Source organism: Citrobacter pasteurii (assembly GCF_019047765.1).
Taxonomy (GTDB): domain Bacteria; phylum Pseudomonadota; class Gammaproteobacteria; order Enterobacterales; family Enterobacteriaceae; genus Citrobacter; species Citrobacter pasteurii.
Genome location: NZ_CP077262.1, coordinates 410,631 through 430,683 on the forward strand (window position 1 = coordinate 410,631; position 20,053 = coordinate 430,683).

20 protein-coding genes are annotated in these 20,053 nt (G+C 54.6%); 11 read left to right on the forward strand and 9 right to left on the reverse strand.

The features are described from left to right. Window positions 1-15 precede the first annotated feature (15 nt). The 5 genes from I6L54_RS02015 to cysE all read left to right on the forward strand — a co-directional run bounded on the left by I6L54_RS02015 (window position 16) and on the right by cysE (window position 3,184). The gene (locus tag I6L54_RS02015) at window positions 16-447 is read left to right on the forward strand and encodes a rhodanese-like domain-containing protein (protein ID WP_005120473.1); all 432 of its coding nucleotides are present in this window, start codon (window positions 16-18) and stop codon (window positions 445-447) included. A gap of 51 nt (window positions 448-498) precedes the next feature. Next, a complete protein-coding gene (gene grxC, locus I6L54_RS02020) occupies window positions 499-750 on the forward strand; it encodes a glutaredoxin 3 (protein WP_003024152.1) in 252 nt (83 codons plus the stop codon). A gap of 47 nt (window positions 751-797) precedes the next feature. Continuing rightward, window positions 798-1,265: a protein-export chaperone SecB gene (gene secB / locus I6L54_RS02025; protein ID WP_003024155.1), complete on the forward strand. Its 468-nt coding sequence runs from the start codon at window positions 798-800 to the stop codon at window positions 1,263-1,265. Next, window positions 1,265-2,284 carry an NAD(P)H-dependent glycerol-3-phosphate dehydrogenase gene (gene gpsA, locus I6L54_RS02030; protein ID WP_003024157.1) on the forward strand — a complete coding sequence of 340 codons (1,020 nt, stop codon included), beginning with the start codon at window positions 1,265-1,267 and terminating at the stop codon, window positions 2,282-2,284. The genes secB and gpsA overlap by 1 nt, the downstream gene beginning before the upstream one ends. A 78-nt stretch (window positions 2,285-2,362) precedes the next feature. After that, window positions 2,363-3,184 carry a serine O-acetyltransferase gene (gene cysE, locus I6L54_RS02035; protein ID WP_003024160.1) on the forward strand — a complete coding sequence of 274 codons (822 nt, stop codon included), beginning with the start codon at window positions 2,363-2,365 and terminating at the stop codon, window positions 3,182-3,184. Between the two features lie 86 nt (window positions 3,185-3,270). On the opposite strand, the gene trmL is transcribed toward cysE, so the two are convergent. The 6 genes from trmL to I6L54_RS02065 all read right to left on the reverse strand — a co-directional run bounded on the left by trmL (window position 3,271) and on the right by I6L54_RS02065 (window position 9,693). Continuing rightward, complete coding sequence (gene trmL / locus I6L54_RS02040) at window positions 3,271-3,744, reverse strand: tRNA (uridine(34)/cytosine(34)/5-carboxymethylaminomethyluridine(34)-2'-O)-methyltransferase TrmL (protein ID WP_040231592.1); 474 nt, start codon at window positions 3,742-3,744, stop codon at window positions 3,271-3,273. A gap of 46 nt (window positions 3,745-3,790) precedes the next feature. After that, window positions 3,791-5,131, reverse strand: coding sequence for an MFS transporter (locus I6L54_RS02045; RefSeq protein ID WP_005120478.1), 1,341 nt, complete (start codon window positions 5,129-5,131; stop codon window positions 3,791-3,793). Window positions 5,132-5,452: 321 nt separating this feature from the next. Beyond that, window positions 5,453-6,643: an FMN-dependent L-lactate dehydrogenase LldD gene (gene lldD / locus I6L54_RS02050; protein WP_005120479.1), complete on the reverse strand. Its 1,191-nt coding sequence runs from the start codon at window positions 6,641-6,643 to the stop codon at window positions 5,453-5,455. Next, window positions 6,640-7,416 carry a transcriptional regulator LldR gene (gene lldR / locus I6L54_RS02055; RefSeq protein WP_005120480.1) on the reverse strand — a complete coding sequence of 259 codons (777 nt, stop codon included), beginning with the start codon at window positions 7,414-7,416 and terminating at the stop codon, window positions 6,640-6,642. The genes lldD and lldR overlap by 4 nt, the downstream gene beginning before the upstream one ends. Further along, a complete protein-coding gene (lldP, locus tag I6L54_RS02060) occupies window positions 7,413-9,068 on the reverse strand; it encodes an L-lactate permease (RefSeq protein WP_005120481.1) in 1,656 nt (551 codons plus the stop codon). Before lldP ends, lldR begins: the two co-directional genes overlap by 4 nt. A gap of 262 nt (window positions 9,069-9,330) precedes the next feature. Then, window positions 9,331-9,693: a YibL family ribosome-associated protein gene (locus tag I6L54_RS02065; RefSeq protein ID WP_005120482.1), complete on the reverse strand. Its 363-nt coding sequence runs from the start codon at window positions 9,691-9,693 to the stop codon at window positions 9,331-9,333. Window positions 9,694-9,985: 292 nt separating this feature from the next. Between I6L54_RS02065 and I6L54_RS02070 the strand changes: the two genes are divergently transcribed. Continuing rightward, window positions 9,986-10,192 (forward strand): hypothetical protein, encoded by a 207-nt coding sequence (locus I6L54_RS02070; RefSeq protein WP_005120484.1) that lies wholly within the window; start codon window positions 9,986-9,988, stop codon window positions 10,190-10,192. Between the two features lie 12 nt (window positions 10,193-10,204). Here the strand turns inward: I6L54_RS02070 and mtlR are convergent, their stop codons facing one another. From mtlR to mtlA, 3 genes are all read right to left on the reverse strand, one after another. Next, a complete protein-coding gene (gene mtlR / locus I6L54_RS02075; protein ID WP_005120486.1) occupies window positions 10,205-10,795 on the reverse strand; it encodes a mannitol operon repressor MtlR in 591 nt (196 codons plus the stop codon). Then, a complete protein-coding gene (mtlD, locus tag I6L54_RS02080; RefSeq protein ID WP_005120487.1) occupies window positions 10,792-11,940 on the reverse strand; it encodes a mannitol-1-phosphate 5-dehydrogenase in 1,149 nt (382 codons plus the stop codon). Before mtlD ends, mtlR begins: the two co-directional genes overlap by 4 nt. Before the next feature lie 138 nt (window positions 11,941-12,078). Further along, window positions 12,079-13,992 (reverse strand): PTS mannitol transporter subunit IICBA, encoded by a 1,914-nt coding sequence (mtlA, locus tag I6L54_RS02085; RefSeq protein ID WP_005120488.1) that lies wholly within the window; start codon window positions 13,990-13,992, stop codon window positions 12,079-12,081. A gap of 533 nt (window positions 13,993-14,525) precedes the next feature. Between mtlA and I6L54_RS02090 the strand changes: the two genes are divergently transcribed. The 5 genes from I6L54_RS02090 to selB all read left to right on the forward strand — a co-directional run bounded on the left by I6L54_RS02090 (window position 14,526) and on the right by selB (window position 20,038). Further along, entirely contained in the window at window positions 14,526-14,888 is a 363-nt protein-coding gene (locus I6L54_RS02090; RefSeq protein ID WP_040231593.1) for a DUF3302 domain-containing protein, read from the forward strand. 2 nt (window positions 14,889-14,890) lie between these two features. Next, window positions 14,891-16,027, forward strand: a complete 1,137-nt coding sequence (locus tag I6L54_RS02095; RefSeq protein WP_040231594.1) for an HlyD family secretion protein — start codon at window positions 14,891-14,893, stop codon at window positions 16,025-16,027. A gap of 70 nt (window positions 16,028-16,097) precedes the next feature. Further along, the gene (locus I6L54_RS02100) at window positions 16,098-16,706 is read left to right on the forward strand and encodes a glutathione S-transferase (RefSeq protein WP_040231596.1); all 609 of its coding nucleotides are present in this window, start codon (window positions 16,098-16,100) and stop codon (window positions 16,704-16,706) included. A 99-nt stretch (window positions 16,707-16,805) separates the two neighbouring features. Continuing rightward, window positions 16,806-18,197, forward strand: a complete 1,392-nt coding sequence (selA, locus tag I6L54_RS02105) for an L-seryl-tRNA(Sec) selenium transferase (protein ID WP_040231598.1) — start codon at window positions 16,806-16,808, stop codon at window positions 18,195-18,197. Next, a complete protein-coding gene (gene selB / locus I6L54_RS02110; RefSeq protein ID WP_040231599.1) occupies window positions 18,194-20,038 on the forward strand; it encodes a selenocysteine-specific translation elongation factor in 1,845 nt (614 codons plus the stop codon). The genes selA and selB overlap by 4 nt, the downstream gene beginning before the upstream one ends. The last annotated feature ends 15 nt before the right edge of the window (window positions 20,039-20,053 follow it).

Below are 20,053 nucleotides of genomic sequence, written 5' to 3' on the forward strand. Positions count from 1 at the left end.
GAGTTGTTACCCCCCATGCAAGAAATTATGCAATTTGTTAGTCGCCACCCTGTCTTGAGTATCGCCTGGATTGCGTTACTGGCGGCTGTATTGTTTACCACGTTTAAAAGCCTGACCTCAAAAGTGAAGGTGATTACGCGCGGCGAAGCTACACGTCTCATCAATAAAGAAGACGCCGTTATCGTCGATTTACGTCAGCGCGACGACTTCCGCAAAGGCCATATCGCAGGCTCCACTAACCTGCTGCCGAGCGAAATCAAAGCCAACAACTTTGGTGAGCTGGAAAAACACAAAAACAAACCTGTTATTGTGGTTGATGGCTCTGGTATGCAGTGCCAGGATTCAGCAACTGCGCTGATTAAAGCCGGTTTTGAGCAGGTATCTGTACTGAAAGACGGCGTAGCGGGCTGGAGTGGTGAGAATCTGCCACTGGTTCGCGGCAAGTAATTTACCCGTCGTCTTTTATCCTGCAGGGCAAAAGAACACTGGAGATAAGGCATGGCCAATATTGAGATCTATACCAAAGCAACCTGCCCGTTTTGCCATCGCGCAAAAGCGCTGTTGAACAGCAAGGGCGTGAGTTTCCAGGAACTTCCGATTGACGGCGATGCCGTGAAGCGTGAAGAGATGATCAAACGCAGTGGCCGTACAACGGTTCCGCAGATTTTTATTGATGCACAGCACATTGGTGGTTGTGACGACTTGTATGCGTTGGATGCGCGTGGTGGACTGGATCCACTGCTGCGTTAAGGCGTACGGATAGTATTTAAAGGACAACACTAAAGGGTTTTCTCAACATGTCAGAACAAAATAACACTGAAATGGCTTTCCAGATCCAACGTATTTATACCAAGGATGTGTCTTTCGAAGCGCCAAATGCACCGCATGTTTTCCAGAAAGATTGGCAGCCAGAGGTTAAACTGGATCTAGATACCGCATCTACCCAACTGGCAGATGATGTGTATGAAGTAGTGCTGCGTGTCACCGTAACGGCTTCTCTGGGTGAAGAAACGGCGTTTCTGTGCGAAGTTCAGCAGGGCGGTATTTTCTCCATCAGTGGTATTGAAGGGACTCAGATGGCGCATTGCCTTGGCGCATACTGCCCGAACATTCTGTTCCCGTATGCCCGCGAATGCATCACCAGCCTGGTTTCACGCGGTACATTCCCGCAACTGAACCTTGCGCCGGTCAACTTTGATGCGCTGTTCATGAACTATTTACAGCAGCAGGCTGGCGAAGGTACTGAAGAACATCAGGATGCCTGATGAACCAAAGTAATGCTTCAATGACTGTGATTGGTGCCGGCTCGTACGGCACCGCTCTTGCCATCACCCTGGCAAGAAATGGCCATCAGGTTGTCCTGTGGGGCCATGATCCGAAACATATCGCGACCCTTGAGCACGATCGCTGCAACGTCGCATTCCTCCCTGATGTGCCTTTTCCCGAAACGCTGCGCCTGGAAAGTGATTTAGCCACTGCGCTGGCCGCCAGTCGTAATATTCTGGTGGTGGTACCGAGCCACGTCTTTGGCGAAGTGCTGCGTAACATCAAACCGCTGATGCGTCCTGACGCGCGGCTGGTCTGGGCGACAAAAGGTCTGGAAGCGGAAACGGGGCGTCTGCTGCAGGACGTCGCGCGCGAAGCGCTGGGTGATTCTATCCCGCTGGCGGTTATCTCCGGTCCGACGTTCGCCAAAGAGCTGGCGGCGGGCATGCCGACGGCGATTTCTCTGGCCTCGACGGACGACGCCTTTGCTGACGATCTCCAGCAGTTGCTGCACTGCGGCAAAAGCTTCCGCGTCTACAGCAACCCGGATTTCATTGGCGTGCAGCTTGGCGGCGCGGTGAAAAACGTCATTGCGATTGGCGCGGGGATGTCTGACGGCATCGGCTTCGGCGCGAATGCGCGAACCGCATTGATCACTCGCGGACTGACCGAAATGTCTCGCCTTGGCGCGGCGCTGGGTGCCGATCCTGCCACCTTTATGGGGATGGCGGGTTTGGGCGATCTGGTGCTGACCTGTACCGACAACCAGTCGCGTAACCGTCGTTTTGGCATGATGCTCGGCCAGGGTATGGACGTGCAGGGTGCGCAGGACAAGATTGGCCAGGTGGTTGAAGGCTACCGCAATACGAAAGAAGTTCGTGAATTGGCGCACCGTTTTGGTGTCGAGATGCCAATAACCGAGGAAATTTATCAAGTATTGTATTGCGGAAAAAATGCGCGCGAGGCAGCATTGACGTTATTAGGTCGTGCGCGCAAGGACGAGCGAAGCAGCCACTAGCCGTAAGGAACCGTTTCAATCTAACGACCCGACCCGCGTAGAACGGGTTGGTCGTTTTGCTACCTTCTGGAGTACGCAATGCCGTGTGAAGAACTGGATATCGTCTGGAAAAACATTAAAGCGGAAGCCCGGGCACTGGCGGAATGTGAGCCAATGCTGGCCAGTTTTTACCACGCAACGCTGCTCAAGCATGAAAACCTCGGCAGTGCGCTGAGCTATATGCTGGCGAATAAACTCGCTTCTCCGATCATGCCTGCTATTGCGATTCGCGAAGTCGTGGAAGAGGCCTACGCGGCCGATCCTGAAATGATTGCCTCGGCGGCTTGCGATATTCAGGCGGTACGCACGCGTGACCCGGCCGTCGATAAATATTCCACCCCACTTCTTTATCTGAAGGGCTTTCACGCGCTTCAGGCCTACCGCATCGGCCACTGGCTATGGCATCAGGGGCGTCAGGCATTGGCGATCTTCCTGCAAAATCAGGTCTCTGTTACCTTCCAGGTGGACATCCATCCGGCGGCAAAAATTGGTCGCGGTATTATGCTCGACCACGCTACAGGTATTGTAGTGGGCGAAACGGCGGTAATTGAAAACGACGTCTCTATTCTGCAATCCGTCACGCTTGGCGGGACCGGTAAAGCAGGCGGCGACCGTCATCCGAAAATTCGTGAAGGCGTGATGATTGGCGCGGGAGCAAAAATTCTCGGCAACATTGAAGTCGGGCGTGGCGCGAAAATTGGCGCAGGTTCCGTCGTTTTACAGCCGGTACCCCCGCATACAACCGCCGCAGGCGTTCCGGCGCGCATCGTCGGCAAGCCTGACAGCGATAAGCCATCTATGGATATGGATCAGCATTTCAACGGGATACATCATACTTTCGAATACGGCGATGGCATCTGATTTCGAGCTATGCCCGGTGGCGCAGTGCTTACCGGGCCTACAAACCCCGTAGGTCGGATAAGGCGTCAGCCGCCATCCGACAAAAATCAACTACGCAATACCGCGCCAGGATAACCTAGCTGGCGCCAGGCCTCATACACCACTACTGACACCGCGTTAGACAGGTTCATGCTGCGGCTGTCCGGCATCATCGGAATACGAATTTTTTGTTCGGCAGGCAACGCGTCGAGAATGCTGGCAGGCAGACCGCGTGTTTCCGGGCCAAACATCAGATAATCCCCGTCCTGATAGCTTACCGCGCTATGCGCTGGCGTACCTTTGGTGGTCAGGGCAAACAGACGTTGCGGATTTTCTGCGGCGACGAAGTTGGCGTAATCAGGGTGGCGCAGCACGGCGGTAAACTCATGGTAATCCAGCCCCGCGCGACGCAGGCGCTTGTCGTCCCAGGTAAAGCCCATTGGCTCAACAATATGCAGACGAAAGCCGGTGTTGGCGCAAAGACGGATAATATTGCCGGTATTTGGCGGGATTTCTGGTTCAAATAATACGATGTTAAGCATACTGCCCCCTTAATAGCGGGGGGCAGAATAACAGAAAGAGCGGGTACTATGCGACGGTCAGCGACTGGGGTTTATAGCGTTGCAGCTTGTAAATCGTCGCGGCAGCGGCGACCAGCGCCGGAACGCTGAGGAACATCAGTATGCTATCAGCCTGCCATTGCATGGACAGCAGTTGGGCGCTGGTCATGGTGCCGGCGACGCCACCAAAGCGACCTACGCCCTGCATCCAGGCAATGCCGGTTGCGCGACAGTGGGTCGGATAAAACGTGGCGGCCAGCGTCTGCAGTCCGGACTGCGCGCCGTTCATGGTAATCCCCATCAGGAAGATCAGTGCGCCGAACAGAACGATATGGTTATGCTCAAAACCGAGTGCGAGGGCAAACAGCATCGTCAGCATAAAGCCGAGTGACACCACTTTGTGTGCTTCCCAACGATCCATCAACCAGCCGGCCAGCAGGATCCCCGCAGTACCGCCGAAAGTAAACAGCGACGTCAGCCAGGCGGATTCAGCCAGCGGATAGCCCATTCCCAGCATCAGCGTTGGCATCCAACTGAGCAGTACGTAATAGATAACCAACCCCATAAAGTAGGTCATCCACAGCATCAGCGTACCCGGCAGCCAGGGCATACTGAATAGCTGCGCTACGCTGCCTTTTTTGACCGCCACCCGATCTTCTTCCAGGTAAAACTGGGTGACCTGTTCCAGACTCCCCGACATAAAGCGTTGAGCAATGCGTTTAACCTGTGCAACCCCTTTACCCCGATGAACCAGATACTTAACCGACTCCGGCAGGAACAGCACCAACAGTACGGTGAGGGCCAGCGGGGCGATCGCGCCGGCCAGCAGTACGCTATGCCAGCCGTAGTTGGGAATGAGCCAGGAGGAGATAACTCCGCCACCCGCAGCACCAAGAGGGAAGCCGCAGTACATGGTGTTAATGGCCATTGAACGGCAGCGTTTAGGGGCAAATTCTGAGACCAGGGTGATGGCATTGGGCATTGCTGCGCCAAGACCCAGCCCGGTGAGAAAGCGCCAAAATGTGAGCATATTCAGCGTCTCGGCATACGCTGTACCCAGACTGGCGAGGCCAAAGAACAGACAGGAAAAGACCAGCACGCGTTTACGGCCCATACGATCGGAAATCGGTCCCGCCAGCAGGGCGCCAAATGAGAGGCCCAGTAGCGCGGCGCTTAACACCGGTCCAAGATCCTGCTTTTTGATGCCCCAGTCGGCTGAGAGCGTGGGCGCAATATAGCCCATCGCCGCCGTATCGAAGCCGTCAATGGCCAGGACCAGAAATCCCAGGACAATAATGACCCAGTGAAACTGTGAAAAACGACTGTCATCTATCGCCTGCTGGATATTCACTTTTCCGGAATAAGCCATGTCACCCTCGCCCGTTATGATGGTTGTTATCTACCCGTCATACTTCAAGCTGCATGTGCGTTGGCTTTACTCGCTCACCCCAGTCACGTACTTATGTACGCTCCTGAGATTCGCTGCGTCGCCGCCTTCCTGCAGCTCGAATTATTTAGGGTACATGTATAAAATGCTGTTGTATTAGCTTGTATATACATTTGGCAGGTGGAAAAATAATTGTCAAATATATTGGTTGTAAATGTTAACCAATCGTTATTTTTCGAATAAAAAATGGTCGGGCTGAAAACAGGCCGACCATTGAGAAAAAGGGGGTTTACGGGGGGATTGTTACGCTGCGCTACCCTGGACCAGAGGAGCCAATGCGGCAGGCAGGCTCTTGCCCAGTTCCTGTACCAGCGAGTCGCGGCTGATTTCGCTAATGGTTTTCGCACCGGTCAGTGTCATCGCCACCTTCATCTCTTTCTCGATCAGGTTCAGCAGATTCGCCACACCGGCCTGACCGTGGGTTGCCAGCGCGTACAGATAAGCACGGCCCAGCAGCACGCTATCCGCACCCAGTGCAATCATGCGCACCACGTCCAGGCCGTTGCGGATCCCGCTGTCGGCCAGAATCGCAATATCGCCTTTTACCGCGTCGGCAATGGCGGGCAGCGCGCGGGCGGAAGAAAGCACGCCATCTAACTGGCGCCCACCGTGGTTTGACACCACAATCCCGTCGGCGCCAAAGCGCACGGCGTCTCGGGCATCTTCTGGATCGAGGATCCCTTTGATCACCATCGGACCATCCCAGAATTCACGGATCCACTCGAGGTCTTTCCAGGAAATAGACGGATCGAAGTTATTCGCCAGCCAACCGATGTAATCCTCAAGGCCGGTGGGTTTGCCAAGATAGGTCGAGATATTGCCTAAATCATGCGGCCGACCGTTCAGACCAACGTCCCATGCCCATTGTGGATGGGTGACGGCCTGCCAGTAGCGACGCAGTGCCGCATTTGGACCACTCATACCGGAATGGGCATCACGGTAGCGGGCGCCTGGCGTGGGCATATCGACAGTAAAGACCAGCGTGGAGCAGCCTGCCGCTTTGGCACGCTCCAGGGCGTTACGCATAAAGCCGCGATCGCGCAGGACATACAGCTGGAACCACATTGGACGCTTGATGGTCGGGGCGACTTCTTCAATTGGGCAGACGGATACCGTCGAAAGCGTAAACGGAATGCCTTTAGCATCAGCGGCGGCGGCGGCCTGAACTTCGCCCCGGCGTGCATACATGCCGCATAAACCGACAGGCGCGAGGGCCACCGGCATCGACAGTTTTTCGTTAAACAGGGTGGTTTCCAGACTGAGATCTGACATGTTCTTCAGCACGCGCTGGCGGAGTGCCACCTCTGATAAATCTTCCACGTTACGGCGCAGGGTATGCTCCGCGTACGCGCCACCGTCAATGTAGTGGAACAGGAAAGGGGGCAGAATGCGCTGGGCTGCGGCGCGATAATCGCTGGCTGCTGAAATAATCATGTGTTGTTCTCCCTGCTAATTTCATTATGGTCACCGGGCAGACGGGTGATACGCGCCTGGCGGGCCTGGTCTTCATCAAAGCGTTTAATGGTGGTATGGACAAAACTGAGGTGCGCCATCATCGCCTTCCGCGCGCCATCGGCGTCTCCGGAGACAATCGCGTCCAGCACAGCAAGGTGTTGTTCTGTGAGCTGTGAAAACACCGGTGGCACCAGGTACATACGCTGGCGACTCTGTTTTACCGAAGACTGCAATACGTCGAAGAAACCACGCATGGTCTGTAGCAGCACCACGTTGTGTGAGGCTTCAGCGATGGCAAGGTGAAAGCGAACGTCTGCTTGTGAAGCGAGATCCGGATCTTCACTTTGTGTGGCCTCGAAACAGAGCCTGATTTTCTCTTTGTCGGCGGCTGTGGCGCGCATGGCGGCGTGCCAGGCAGTGCTGGCCTCGATGGCGTGGCGGGCTTCGAGAATATCGAAGCTGTAATCAGGGTCGTCCGCCATCAGACTTTTCAGTGGCTGAACAATGTTTTGTTCGGACCACGCTTCATGCTGCCAGCGGATAAACGTCCCGCCGCCACGACGGCTAATCAGCACACCTTCACTTACCAGCTTGGCTAACGCCTCGCGCAGTGAGTTACGGGATACGCCGAGCTGTACGGCCAGCTGGCGCTCGGCGGGCAATTTCATGCCCGCCTCCAGCTGTTGTTCTTCAATCAGCGCCCGCACACGAGATGCGACCTCGTCTGACAGGCGTCTGGGCATCACAATCATGGAATCATCCAGGTTAAGACATAGGCCTGCAGCGTGGTAATCACACCGACCATACAGGTGAAAATCAGGCTGTGTTTCACGGTAAAGCGGAACAGGTCAGATTCTTTACCCACCAGCCCCACGGCCGCACAGGCGATGGCGATTGACTGCGGGGAGATCATCTTACCGGTCACGCCGCCGGTGGTATTCGCCGCAACCAGCAGGACATCGGAGACGCCAATCTGCTGAGCTGCCGTTGCCTGCAGGGCTGCGAACAGTGCGTTTGATGAGGTGTCTGAACCGGTCAGGAATACCCCCAGCCAGCCGAGGAACGGCGAGAAGAAGGTAAAGGCGTTACCGGTGTGCGCCAGAGCCAATGCCAGGGTTGATGAAAGACCGGAGTAGTTAGAGATAAACGCGAATGCCAGCACCATTCCGATGGAATAGATGGGCAGCGCCAGCTCTTTTAGCGTGCTGCCAAAGGTCTGCAGAGCGGCAGACGGCTTCATTTTCAGCCAGACAATAGACAGCAGCGCGGCAAACAGAATGGCGGTACCGGTTGCCGAGAACCAGTCGAACTTGTACACCGCCGCGTAGGCTGTGGCTTCGTGTACCACCGGCGGCATGCGGGCTACCAGTTTGTCGAGGAACGGAACCGGAATATTGACCACCCAGTGGTACATCGCGCCGCCAGGGGCAAACAGCGCTTTAAACGGCGGGATGCTCCACAGCGTGACCGTTGCCGTCAGGAACAGGAATGGCGACCAGGCGCGGACCACCTGTCCAACGGTATAACGGGTGCGAGCCAGCGTCTGATCGACCTGGGAAGCGCCCATGTCGCCAAAGCGGAAGATGCGCACCGGCTGCCAGCGTTTCAGGAACAGCGTCAGGCAGACCAGAGAAACCAGAGAAGAGATGATGTCCGGTAGTTCCGGCCCGATAAAGTTAGAGCTGAGGTACTGCGCGATAGCAAACGAGCCGCCAGCGACCATCACCGCAGGCCAGGTCTCTTTCACGCCGCGCCAGCCGTCCATAATCGCCATGATCCAGAACAGTACGATAATCGTCAGGAACGGCAACTGGCGGCCCACCATCTGGCCGATTTCAAAACTGTCCAGCCCGGTGACCTGACCGGCAACCAGAATCGGAATGCCCATTGCCCCAAAAGCGACTGGCGCGGTGTTTACGATCAGGCATAACCCTGCCGCATACAGCGGGTTAAAGCCGAGGCCAACCAGCAGCGCAGCGGTAATCGCGACGGGCGCACCAAAACCAGCGGCACCTTCCAGAAACGCCCCAAAACAGAAGCCCACGATGATCATTTGCAGACGCTGGTCAGGGGTGATGGAGAGAATCGACGAACGGATAATGTCGAACTGCCCGGTCTTGACCGAGATTTTATAGACGAATACCGCCGCAATAATGATCCAGGCAATCGGCCACAGACCATAGAAGAAACCGTACACCACGGATGCCAGCGCGTGATCGACCGGCATTTTGTAGAACAATAAGGCGACCGACAGGGCAATGACCACCGTCCACGATGCCGCAATATAGCCTTTCAGCTTGAGCTTAATCAGCGCGAAGAAAAAGAACAGAATAGGTAGCGAGGCAATCAGGCTTGAAAGCCAGATGTTACCGGCCGGGTCGTAGTTTTGTTGCCAGAGATTCATTGCAGGTCTCCTGGGGGCCGCTGACATAATGCAATGAGTCTGTGCTCATCTCTTCGTCACACTATGTGTAAAAGTGGCCCTGCCAATATTGTTGTGTAGGGGTAATGACAATGAATGGTTAATCAAATGTTATTTATTGGCAACGGTATTGTACGCACATTTTAATGAAATGTGAGGTGCTGGTAGGATCTGACTGAAATTGGTAGGGCCAATTGCGAGGGGAAGAGAAGAACCGGGCAAGCGAGTGTTGCCCGGTGGCAGATTAGAACTCGCTTTTCGCGAAGCCCGTCATCTCTTTCAGGCCCATTTCACGGCCAAGCTCGGTCATCGGGTGGACGACGATCAGGCCGCGCACGCTCTTCTTCAGCTTGCCCATGTCGGCCTGTTCTTTTTTGGTGATGGCACGGCTGAATGGGAGTTTGCTGAGCTTCTGTGCTTCTTTACTCAGCTTTTGGCCGTGTACTTCACGCAGTCGTGCGATCTCAGTTTCCAGAGTTTCTTTCTCTTGCTCCAGCTCGGCATATTTGTCGGCGGCTTCAACCAGGGACAGGTCAGCCTGTTGGTGGCGGATAGCGTCAAGACGATCGCTCAGGCGTTTAATTTCGTTTTTTTCGACTTCTTTCATAGGATAGCTTCTGATAAAAATAGGATGAATATCCTATAGTATGCGCGCAGAGCGGGATTATTCACAACTCATCGAAGATAAATAATCAAATACCGCAAGTATTATTAAGCTAATGGTAATGCTACTGTTTTGATTCATAAGGGACTTTAAGCGATAAGATTGGCCATGGCGCTTTTTATTGGCGGGTTTATAGCGAAGCACGTTTTCCTTAATATAATCGCCCAACCGATCCTAAACTTAAAAGAGCAACCGCACAGGCTGAGCGCGGTTAATACATGGAGGAGGGAAGATTATGGCGAAAATAGGTGATAACGTTTCGGTTCTGATTGATAAGACCGTCGATTTTATGGCTTCCAGCCAGGCTTTTCGCGAATATCTGAATAAAACACCGCCGCGCGACGTAGTCCCTTCTGAAATACCACAGGAGAACGCGCAGCTGTATCTGCAACGTCTGGCGTACTATCGGCAACTGTATCGACCGCAGCAGGAAGAGAAGTAAGCCTGCAGGGTCTTATTTTTGAAAGGCTTTTTTTAAGCTGATTTTAGAAATCAGCTCGGTCAGGGAAAGTACCATCGTGGAGCGCACCATCTGCTGGTAGCGCTGGATCTGCATAGCGTGCAAACCTGAGTCTGAGGTATCAAACTGCGGTGGCGGCGGGAGTGCCGTCACGCAGTGAAGTTCGCCAAACGGGCCAAGAATCTCGTCGTCGGTGAACGCGTATTCATTGCCGTCATGGTTTAACTCTTCCCGCAGCGCCATCAGCAGTTCCGCATCTTCATATTCCGGGCGGCTGAGTACGCCCAGACCATAGATGAGTTTGAGACGAACGGAAAGATCGCCCAGCGGACCGTCACCGTCGAGCAACGGTTCTACGGCATATTTTACCGCATAGTCATCTTTGCGAAATACCTGAAGCACAAGGATATTCACCGCCTCGGTGAGCAGTTCTACGGCGGTGATGAGGAAGCTGCGTACGGTTTTGCCAGCATTCAGACGCTCAAGCACACGATTTTCAAAGGCCTGCGTTTGTTCCATTATTGCCTGCATATCTGACAATCTGTCATTTGGGCGCAGGCTGACCTGCGCCACATTCTCAATCATTTGGTCGCGTTATATGCGTTAACCGCCTCCGCCACCACATCACTATTGGCATCCAGACCGGAAACCTGCGCCAGCGCGGCCTGCGGACCTTTTTCGTCAATCAGCGCGGCCAGCTCCTGTGCCTGCGGATCTTCTTCACTGCGATAGTGCATCGCTGCTGCAATACCGGTGACCAGATTCGCGTGCGGCAGGCCGTACTCCAGCGTGCCCAGTAGCGGTTTAATCAGACGGTCGCCCGCGCTCAGTTTACGCAGTGGCTGACGGCCAACGCGCTCAACGTCATCTTTCAGATACGGGTTTTCAAAGCGACCGAGGATTTTCTGAATATATGCTGCATGTTTTGCCGCATCAAAGCCATAGCGTTTGATCAGTACCGCGCCGCTCTCTTCCATCGCACCTTTTACCACTGCACGGATTTTCTCGTCGAGAATCGCGTCACGGATGGTCTGATGACCGGTCAATTTTCCGAGGTACGCGGTTATAGCATGCCCGGTGTTCAGCGTGAAGAGTTTACGTTCGACAAATGCCATCAGGTTATCAGTTAATTCCATTCCCGGGATGTTTGGCAGTTCGCCTTTGAATTGCGTTTTGTCGACAATCCACTCACTGAAGGTTTCGACGGTGACTTCCAGCGGGTCGTTGGTCGCAGAAGCGGAAGGGGGAACGATGCGGTCTACGGCGGAATCGACGAAGCCAACATGTTCTTCAACCCAGGCTTTGTCTTCATCTGCCAGCGCGTTCATTACGTGGCCTTTCAACTGGGTCGTGCCGCGCACCATGTTTTCACAGGCGATGATATTCAGCGGAGTCACAATACCCTGCGCTTTGCGTTTAACCAACCCTTTGGCGATGGCCGGAGCGATACGCTCAAGCACGACCGGACCGACGGCGGTGGTGACTAAATCTACGTGGGCAATCAGTTCAACGACATCATCGCCGATGCTGCTCACGGCGTTGACGCCGGAAACGGTATCAACCTGCTCGTTTTCACCGACCACATGAACCTGATAGCTATGACGGGCATTCAGGGCATCGAGCACGACCTGATTTACATCCGCGAACGTCAGCTGTATCCCCGCGTCCGCCAGCAGTTTGCCGATAAAGCCACGACCGATATTACCTGCGCCAAAATGTAATGCTTTCATAGTATTAACCTTCATTAATGTTTTTACCCAAGAGGGCTGGGGTGAGGGACTGCATAGATTTCCCCTCACCCAAACCCTCTCCCTTGCGGGAGAGGAAACCGTAGGCCCGATTAGCGTAGCGCTATCGGGCAACGGGGTTTACTTACGACCCGCCAGCAGCGCCAGAACTTCATCCACGCTGGTGGTATGGGCCAGACGTTCGATCACGGATTCGTCATCCAGCGCGTTGGTCAGACTGGTGATCACCTGGATGTGCTCGTTGTTACGCGCAGCGATACCAATGACCAGGCGGGCGATATCGTCTTCTTCTTCACCGAAACGTACACCTTCCGGATACTGGCAGAACACCACGCCGGTTTTCAGCACGCGGTCTTTGGCTTCAACCGTACCGTGCGGTACAGCGATAGACTCGCCGAGGTAAGTCGGGGTCAGTTTTTCGCGGTCCAGCATCGCCTCGACGTATTCTGGCTCAACATAGCCGCCTTTCACCAGTTGTTCACCGGCAAAGCGAATCGCTTCTTCTTTGTTGGTGGCTTTACGGCCCAGGAAGATATTCTCCGCACCCAGTTTGAACAGATGGGTATCACCCTCTTCAAAGCTGTCTTGCAGGTGATCGCGGACTTTCTCTTCGTTCACGTTGTGGCGCTGTGCAGCGACCAGGCGTTCGGTCAGGTTGGAGTACAGACCGCTGTCGAGGAAGTTGGTCAGCGAAATGTGCTGTGCCTGCGGAACCTGGCGCATCGCGCGTTCGGTCAGGTCACGGTGGGTAATGACCAGATCCACATCCGGCGGCAGATTGTTGATCGCGCTGTTGGTGACGGAAATCTGCGACAGACCGGCATCCTGCACTTTCTTACGCAGTACGCCCGCACCCATGGCGCTGGAACCCATGCCGGCATCGCAGGCAACAATGATTTTACGCACATGGCTCAGGTCGTTGGTCACGTCGCCAGCCGCCAGCGGAGATGCGCCTTTGGATTCCGCTTTCATGTCGTTCATACGACGGGTTGCGGCTTCAATGTCATCTTCTTCTTTCACTTTGCTGGTTTTCAGCAGAATGGCCGAGACCACAAAGGAGACCGCCATTGCCGCACAAATTGCCGCGATGTTGGCGAAGTAAGCACCCTTCGGCGTCATTGCCAGTACGGCCAGAATAGAACCCGGAGAGGCCGGAGAAACCAGGCCGCCGTTCAGGATAGTCAGGGTAAATACGCCAGTCATACCGCCGAGGATGACGGCCAGGATCAGACGCGGGTTCATCAGCACGTACGGGAAGTAAATTTCGTGGATACCACCCAGGAAGTGGATGATAGCCGCGCCGCCTGCAGACTGTTTAGCGCTGCCGCGACCGAAGAACATGTATGCCAGCAGGACGCCCATACCCGGACCCGGGTTAGCTTCAATCAGGAAGAAGATGGATTTGCCCATCTCATGGGACTGCTGAATACCCAGCGGTGAGAAAATACCGTGGTTGATGGCGTTGTTGAGGAACAGGATTTTCGCCGGTTCAACGAAGATAGACGCCAGCGGCAGCATGTCATGGACAACCATGAAGTTAACGCCTGCCGCCAGGATTTTGGAAAGTGCTTCAACCAATGGGCCAATGCCAAGGAATGCCAGAATGGCGAGGATCATCCCGATGATGCCAGCGGAGAAGTTATTCACCAGCATCTCAAAACCGGACTTGATCTTACCGTCTACCCAGCCGTCGAAATGTTTGATAGCCCAGCCGCCCAGCGGACCTGCGATCATCGCGCCGAGGAACATCGGCATATCGGCGCCGACGATAACGCCCATGGTGGTGATAGCACCGACCACGCCGCCACGCTCGCCGCCAACCAGCTTACCACCGGTATAACCGATCAACAGCGGCAGCAGATAGGTGATCATTGGGCCGACCAGCTTCGCCAGCGTTTCGTTTGGCAACCACCCTGTCGGAATGAATAATGCGGTGATAATACCCCACGCGATAAACGCGCCGATATTTGGCATCACCATGTTGCTGAGGAATCGACCAAAGCTTTGCACCTTGATCTTAATATCGGATGACATAAAAACACCCCTTCTTATGTTTGCTATCGCGCAGGCTGAAAGCCCGAGGTTTGTTAATGTAGCGGCAGGAGGTAGCCGGACCCTGTAGATACTGCGAAATCTGGCACTGAATCGTTCAACTGTCCAGTCGATGACTTTTAGTGTGATCAATATCACGTAAATATAGGGTTTACGGTATTACTTAATGTGATTTTGATCACAAAATCCCGGTATAAAAAAACATCATTACGCGAGAGTGGGCTGAAAAAGGTACTTAAATGTGAAGTTGTTCACGTTTTTGCTTTGGCTGTTTGTTGAGTATTTGTGATCTACTTCGCAATAAATATTTGTCGGGATTTCTCCTGATGTGATCTGGCGCGGATTCTGTTTCATCCCCCATTTCTTGTTGCTACCCCGCGAGCCGTTAACCTGCAAATTTATACCCTGGTGGTATGGCGGAAATGACTAACTGCAATTATGTTCAAATTACCAGTCATGACTCCTTTCGGCTGCCTGCAATTGAAAGCTCTGATTAGCGTGAATACGAGGCGGGTATGTTTCTAAACTATTTCGCGTTAGGTGTGCTGATCTTCGTTTTTCTGGTTCTGTTTTACGGAATCATCGCCATCCATGATATTCCCTATAACATGGCTAAGAAGCGCAACCATCCCCATGCCGATGCCATCCATACTGCGGGTTGGGTGAGCTTATTTACGCTGCACGTCATCTGGCCGTTCCTGTGGATCTGGGCCACGCTCTATCAGCCAGAACGAGGTTGGGGGATGCAGTCACACATTACGCCGACCGGGAAGGAACCTGACCCTGACATTGCCGCGCTGGCTACGCGCATCACCCAGTTGGAAAAAAGACTGGATGGGGAGAAAAAGGACGATAACTCCACCTTTCCGGAGATTTGATCATGGATTTGTTGATTGTCCTGACTTACGTGGCATTTGCCTGGGCCATCTTTAAAATATTCCGTATTCCGGTAAACCAATGGACGCTTGCCACCGCCGCATTAGGTGGGGTGTTTATTGTGGCGGGACTCATCTTATTAATGAACTATAACCATCCGTATACCTTTACGGCGCAAAAGGCGGTTATTTCAATTCCTGTAACCCCGCAGGTCACGGGAATTGTGAGTGAGGTGACAGATAAAAATAATCAGCTAATTAAAAAAGGCGAGGTGTTATTTAAACTCGATCCCGTGCGTTATCAGGCGCGAGTGGACCGACTGCAGGCTGATCTTGTTACCGCCACGCACAACATCGACAATCTGAAAGCCCAACTTTCTGAAGCCGTCGCCAATACCACCCGCGTTTCCGCTGAACGCGACCGTCTGTATAAGGATTATCAACGCTATTTGAAAGGCAGCCAGGCGAAGGTTAATCCCTTCTCTGAAAGCGATATCGACAACGCCCGGCAGAACTATCTGGCACAGGATGCGCTGGTAAAAGGCTCCGTTGCCGAACAGACGCAGATTCAGAGTCAGTTAGACAGTATGGTCAACGGGGAGCAATCCCAGGTTGCGTCACTGCGCGCTCAGCTCGCTGAAGCCAAATACAATCTTGAGCAGACTATCGTCCGCGCCCCCAGCAACGGCTATGTTACGCAGGTGCTTATTCGGCCCGGAACCTACGCCGCCGCACTGCCTCTGCGCCCGGTGATGGTATTTATTCCGGAACAAAAACGGCAAATCGTGGCGCAATTCCGCCAGAACTCATTGCTGCGTCTTAAACCGGGCGACGAAGCGGAAGTGGTGTTTAATGCGCTGCCGGGTCAGGTTTTCTCTGGTAAGTTGACCAGCATTCTGCCGGTTGTGCCGGGAGGTTCTTATCAGGCTCAAGGAGCATTGCAGTCTCTGACGGTGGTGCCGGGTACCGATGGCGTGCTGGCCACGATTGAGCTGGAGCCAAATGCCGAAGTAGACGCCTTACCGGACGGTATTTATGCCCAGGTGGCGGTTTACTCCGACCATTTTGCCCACGTGTCGGTGATGCGTAAGGTACTGCTGCGTATGACCAGTTGGATGCATTACCTTTATTTGGATCATTGAGACCGTCATCACCTGCCATTTATGGTGACCTGAGCCATACTGATATTTTTGTTGGCAAAAAGGACCCGGCATGAAACTCATTGGCAGCTATACCAGCCCTTTTGTGCGTAAAATTTCTGTTCTGTTACTGGAAAAGGGCATCACCTTCGTATTTGTGAATGAACTCCCCTATAACGCGGAAAACGGCGTGGCGCGATACAATCCATTAGGCAAAGTGCCCGCGCTGGTCACCGATGAGGGTGAGTACTGGTTTGATTCTCCGATCATCGCAGAATACATAGAGCTGCTGGATATTGCGCCAGCCATGCTACCGGGTGAACCGTTAGCGGCACTCAAAGTTCGTCAACTGGAAGCGTTGGCCGACGGTATTATGGATGCGGGATTAGTCTCGGTGCGCGAGCAGGCTCGCCCCGCCGCGCAGCAGTCAGAAACTGAACTGTTACGCCAGCGGGAGAAGATCACCCGCAGTCTGGATATGCTGGAAGGCTATCTGGCGGACGGTACGCTGAAAACGGATACGGTTAACCTGGCTACCATTGCGATTGCCTGCGCCGTCGGTTATCTCAATTTCCGTCGGGTCGCGCCCGGCTGGTGTGTTGACCGCCCGCGTCTGGTCAAACTGGTGGAAACGCTTTTTCAACGCGAAAGTTTTGCCCGCACAGAACCGCCAAAGGCTTGATGTGTATGTATGTCCGCCTGAGCAAAGTCACGGTACAATCCTTCCTATATCGATAGCCCTCTCCACGGTGGAGAGGGCCACCAACAGCCAGGCCCTTTCATGACAACCGACATGCGTTCACTCTACAGCCAGCTTCCCGCTATCGATCGTTTATTGCGCGATAGCGCCTTCCCAGCCTTACGTGATTCTCACGGTCATACCCGGGTAGTTGACCTGCTGCGTCATATGCTCGACGAAGCCAGGGAAACGATTCGCGACACGCACGCGCTCCCGGCATGGTGTGAGGACTGGGCGCAAGAAGCCAGCGCCCGGCTGGAACGAGAATCGCAAAGCGCGTTGCGTCCGGTGATTAATCTGACCGGAACGGTGCTGCATACCAATCTTGGGCGCGCGTCGCAGGCCGAAGAAGCGATCGAGGCGGTGGTGCAAGCAATGCGTACGCCGGTGACGCTGGAATACAGCCTGACTGACGCCGGGCGTGGACATCGGGATCGGGCGCTGGCGGATTTACTCTGCCGTCTGACGGGGGCGGAGGATGCCTGTATCGTCAATAACAATGCGGCAGCGGTTTTATTGATGCTGGCCGCTACGGCTAACGGCAAAGAGGTGGTCGTTTCGCGCGGTGAGCTGGTGGAAATTGGCGGCGCGTTTCGTATTCCGGACGTGATGTGCCAGGCCGGATGTGTTCTGCGTGAGGTAGGTACTACCAACCGGACCCATGCGAAAGATTACCGTCAGGCGGTGAATGAAAATACCGCTCTGCTGATGAAAGTCCATACCAGTAATTACAGCATTGAAGGCTTTACCAGCTCGGTGGATGAGGCTGAGCTGGCCGCTATTGGCAAGGCGTTGGATGTGCCAGTGGTGGCGGATCTCGGCAGCGGCTCGCTGGTCGATCTCAGCCAGTATGGATTACCGCAGGAGCCGATGCCGCAACAGCTGATTGCCGCTGGCGTCAGCCTGGTGAGCTTCTCTGGGGATAAACTGCTGGGCGGGCCGCAGGCCGGGATAATCGTCGGTAAAAAAGAGATGATCGCTCGCTTACAGAGCCATCCGCTGAAACGCGCATTACGGGCTGATAAAATGACATTGGCTGCGCTGGAAGCGACGCTGCGGCTCTACCTGCACCCGGAAGCGCTGGCGCAGAAGTTGCCGACGCTACGCCAGCTCACCCGTTCGCAAGAGGCTGTACACGCGCAGGCACAACAATTACAGGCACAGCTTGCTGAGCATTACGGCGACGAATTCTCCCTGAACGTCATGCCTTGCCTGTCGCAAATTGGCAGCGGTTCGCTACCGGTTGATAGACTGCCCAGCGCGGCATTAACCTTTACCCCCCATGATGGGCGCGGTAGCCGCCTCGAAGCCCTGGCCGCCCGCTGGCGTGCGCTGCCCGTGCCGATCATTGGCCGGATTTATGATGGCCGCATGTGGCTGGACCTGCGCTGCCTTGAAGACGAGACCCGGTTTATGGAGATGATGCTGAAATGATTATTGCAACCGCCGGACACGTTGACCACGGAAAAACAACGTTATTACAGGCGATTACCGGCGTGAACGCCGACCGTCTGCCGGAAGAAAAAAAGCGCGGCATGACCATCGATCTCGGCTATGCCTACTGGCCGCAGCCGGACGGGCGGATACTGGGATTTATCGATGTTCCCGGACACGAAAAGTTTCTTTCCAACATGCTGGCGGGTGTCGGCGGTATCGATCACGCGCTGCTGGTGGTGGCGTGTGATGACGGCGTGATGGCGCAAACGCGTGAGCATTTGCAAATTCTGCAGTTGACGGGCAATCCGCAGATCACCGTGGCGCTCACCAAAGCCGATCGCGTGGATGAAGCTCGCATCAACGCGGTGCGTGCTGAGGTGCACACTACGCTTGAGAACTATGGTTTCGCCGATGCGGTTCTGTTTGTGACGGCCGCCAGTGAAGGCCGTGGAATCGAAGAACTGCGCGAACATTTGCTGCAACTAACGTCGCGTGAGCATGCCCGCGATCGCAGCTTTCGCCTTGCGATTGACCGGGCTTTTACGGTCAAAGGCGCGGGACTGGTGGTGACCGGGACGGCGCTCAGCGGTGAAGTGAATGTCGGTGATACGTTGTGGCTCACGGGCGTCAACAAACCGATGCGCGTACGTAGCCTGCATGCGCAAAATCACGCCACCGATCGCGCACAGGCGGGACAACGTATTGCCCTGAATATTGCCGGTGATGCGCAAAAAGAAGACCTTAACCGCGGTGACTGGCTGCTTGCTGATGCGCCGCCGGAGGCCTTCTCACGCGTCATTGTCTCTTTAGAACACGCTGCACCGCTGATGCAGTGGCAACCGCTGCATATTCACCACGCGGCCAGCCACGTCACCGGGCGTATTTCCCTGCTCGAAGGGACGCTGGCAGAGCTGGTGTTTGATACACCACTGTGGCTCGCCGATAACGACCGTCTGGTGCTGCGTGATATTTCAGCTCGCACGACGCTGGCCGGTGCGCGCGTGGTAACGCTCAATCCGCCGCGTCGCGGGAAGCGTAAGCCGGAGTATTTACAATGGCTGGCGGCGCTGGAGAAGGCGCAAAATGACGGCGACGCCCTGGCGCTGCATCTGACGCGCGGAGCGGTGAATATTCCTGACTTCGCCTGGGCGCGTCAGCTCAACGGTAACGGCATGCGTCCGTTGATTGAGCAGCATGGCTTTATTCAGGCGGGATACAGTCTGTTGAATGCCACCGTTGCCGCTCTCTGGCAGCGCAAAATCCTTGATACGCTGGCGACTTACCACGACCAGCACCGTGATGAGCCAGGGCCCGGGCGCGAACGCCTGCGCCGGATGGCTTTGCCAATGGAAGACGAAGCACTGGTTCTGCTGCTGATTGAAAAGATGCGTGAGAGCGGCGTCATCCATAGTCATCATGGCTGGCTGCATTTGCCCGATCATAAGGCCGGTTTTAGCGATGAGCAGCAGGCTATCTGGCAAAAAGCAGAACCGCTTTTTGGCGATGAGCCATGGTGGGTACGCGATCTGGCAAAACAGACCGGTACGGATGAGCAGATAATGCGTATGGCGTTACGGCAAGCGGCGCAGCAAGGCATCATCACCGCGATCGTTAAAGATCGCTATTACCGTAACGATCGGATTGTGGCCTTTGCCAATATGATCCGCGAACTGGATCAGGAGCGAGGATCGACCTGCGCTGCCGATTTCCGCGACAGGCTTAACGTTGGGCGTAAATTGGCTATTCAGATTCTGGAATATTTTGACCGTATTGGTTTTACGCGTCGTCGGGGAAATGATCATTTATTACGCGATGCATTACTGTTTCCCGAAAAGTAATGAAACAATTAATTC

Coding starts and splice junctions, on each gene's coding strand:
- lldD (WP_005120479.1), bottom strand. CDS start 6,643: ATGATTATTTCAGCAGCCAGCGATTATCGCGCCGCAGCCCAGCGCATT.
- mtlR (WP_005120486.1), bottom strand. CDS start 10,795: ATGATTGAGAATGTGGCGCAGGTCAGCCTGCGCCCAAATGACAGATTG.
- selA (WP_040231598.1), top strand. CDS start 16,806: ATGACAACCGACATGCGTTCACTCTACAGCCAGCTTCCCGCTATCGAT.
- grxC (WP_003024152.1), top strand. CDS start 499: ATGGCCAATATTGAGATCTATACCAAAGCAACCTGCCCGTTTTGCCAT.
- I6L54_RS02100 (WP_040231596.1), top strand. CDS start 16,098: ATGAAACTCATTGGCAGCTATACCAGCCCTTTTGTGCGTAAAATTTCT.
- gpsA (WP_003024157.1), top strand. CDS start 1,265: ATGAACCAAAGTAATGCTTCAATGACTGTGATTGGTGCCGGCTCGTAC.
- I6L54_RS02045 (WP_005120478.1), bottom strand. CDS start 5,131: ATGGCTTATTCCGGAAAAGTGAATATCCAGCAGGCGATAGATGACAGT.
- trmL (WP_040231592.1), bottom strand. CDS start 3,744: ATGCTTAACATCGTATTATTTGAACCAGAAATCCCGCCAAATACCGGC.
- I6L54_RS02095 (WP_040231594.1), top strand. CDS start 14,891: ATGGATTTGTTGATTGTCCTGACTTACGTGGCATTTGCCTGGGCCATC.
- selB (WP_040231599.1), top strand. CDS start 18,194: ATGATTATTGCAACCGCCGGACACGTTGACCACGGAAAAACAACGTTA.
- lldP (WP_005120481.1), bottom strand. CDS start 9,068: ATGAATCTCTGGCAACAAAACTACGACCCGGCCGGTAACATCTGGCTT.
- I6L54_RS02070 (WP_005120484.1), top strand. CDS start 9,986: ATGGCGAAAATAGGTGATAACGTTTCGGTTCTGATTGATAAGACCGTC.
- mtlD (WP_005120487.1), bottom strand. CDS start 11,940: ATGAAAGCATTACATTTTGGCGCAGGTAATATCGGTCGTGGCTTTATC.
- I6L54_RS02015 (WP_005120473.1), top strand. CDS start 16: ATGCAAGAAATTATGCAATTTGTTAGTCGCCACCCTGTCTTGAGTATC.
- secB (WP_003024155.1), top strand. CDS start 798: ATGTCAGAACAAAATAACACTGAAATGGCTTTCCAGATCCAACGTATT.
- lldR (WP_005120480.1), bottom strand. CDS start 7,416: ATGATTGTGATGCCCAGACGCCTGTCAGACGAGGTCGCATCTCGTGTG.
- I6L54_RS02065 (WP_005120482.1), bottom strand. CDS start 9,693: ATGAAAGAAGTCGAAAAAAACGAAATTAAACGCCTGAGCGATCGTCTT.
- mtlA (WP_005120488.1), bottom strand. CDS start 13,992: ATGTCATCCGATATTAAGATCAAGGTGCAAAGCTTTGGTCGATTCCTC.
- cysE (WP_003024160.1), top strand. CDS start 2,363: ATGCCGTGTGAAGAACTGGATATCGTCTGGAAAAACATTAAAGCGGAA.
- I6L54_RS02090 (WP_040231593.1), top strand. CDS start 14,526: ATGTTTCTAAACTATTTCGCGTTAGGTGTGCTGATCTTCGTTTTTCTG.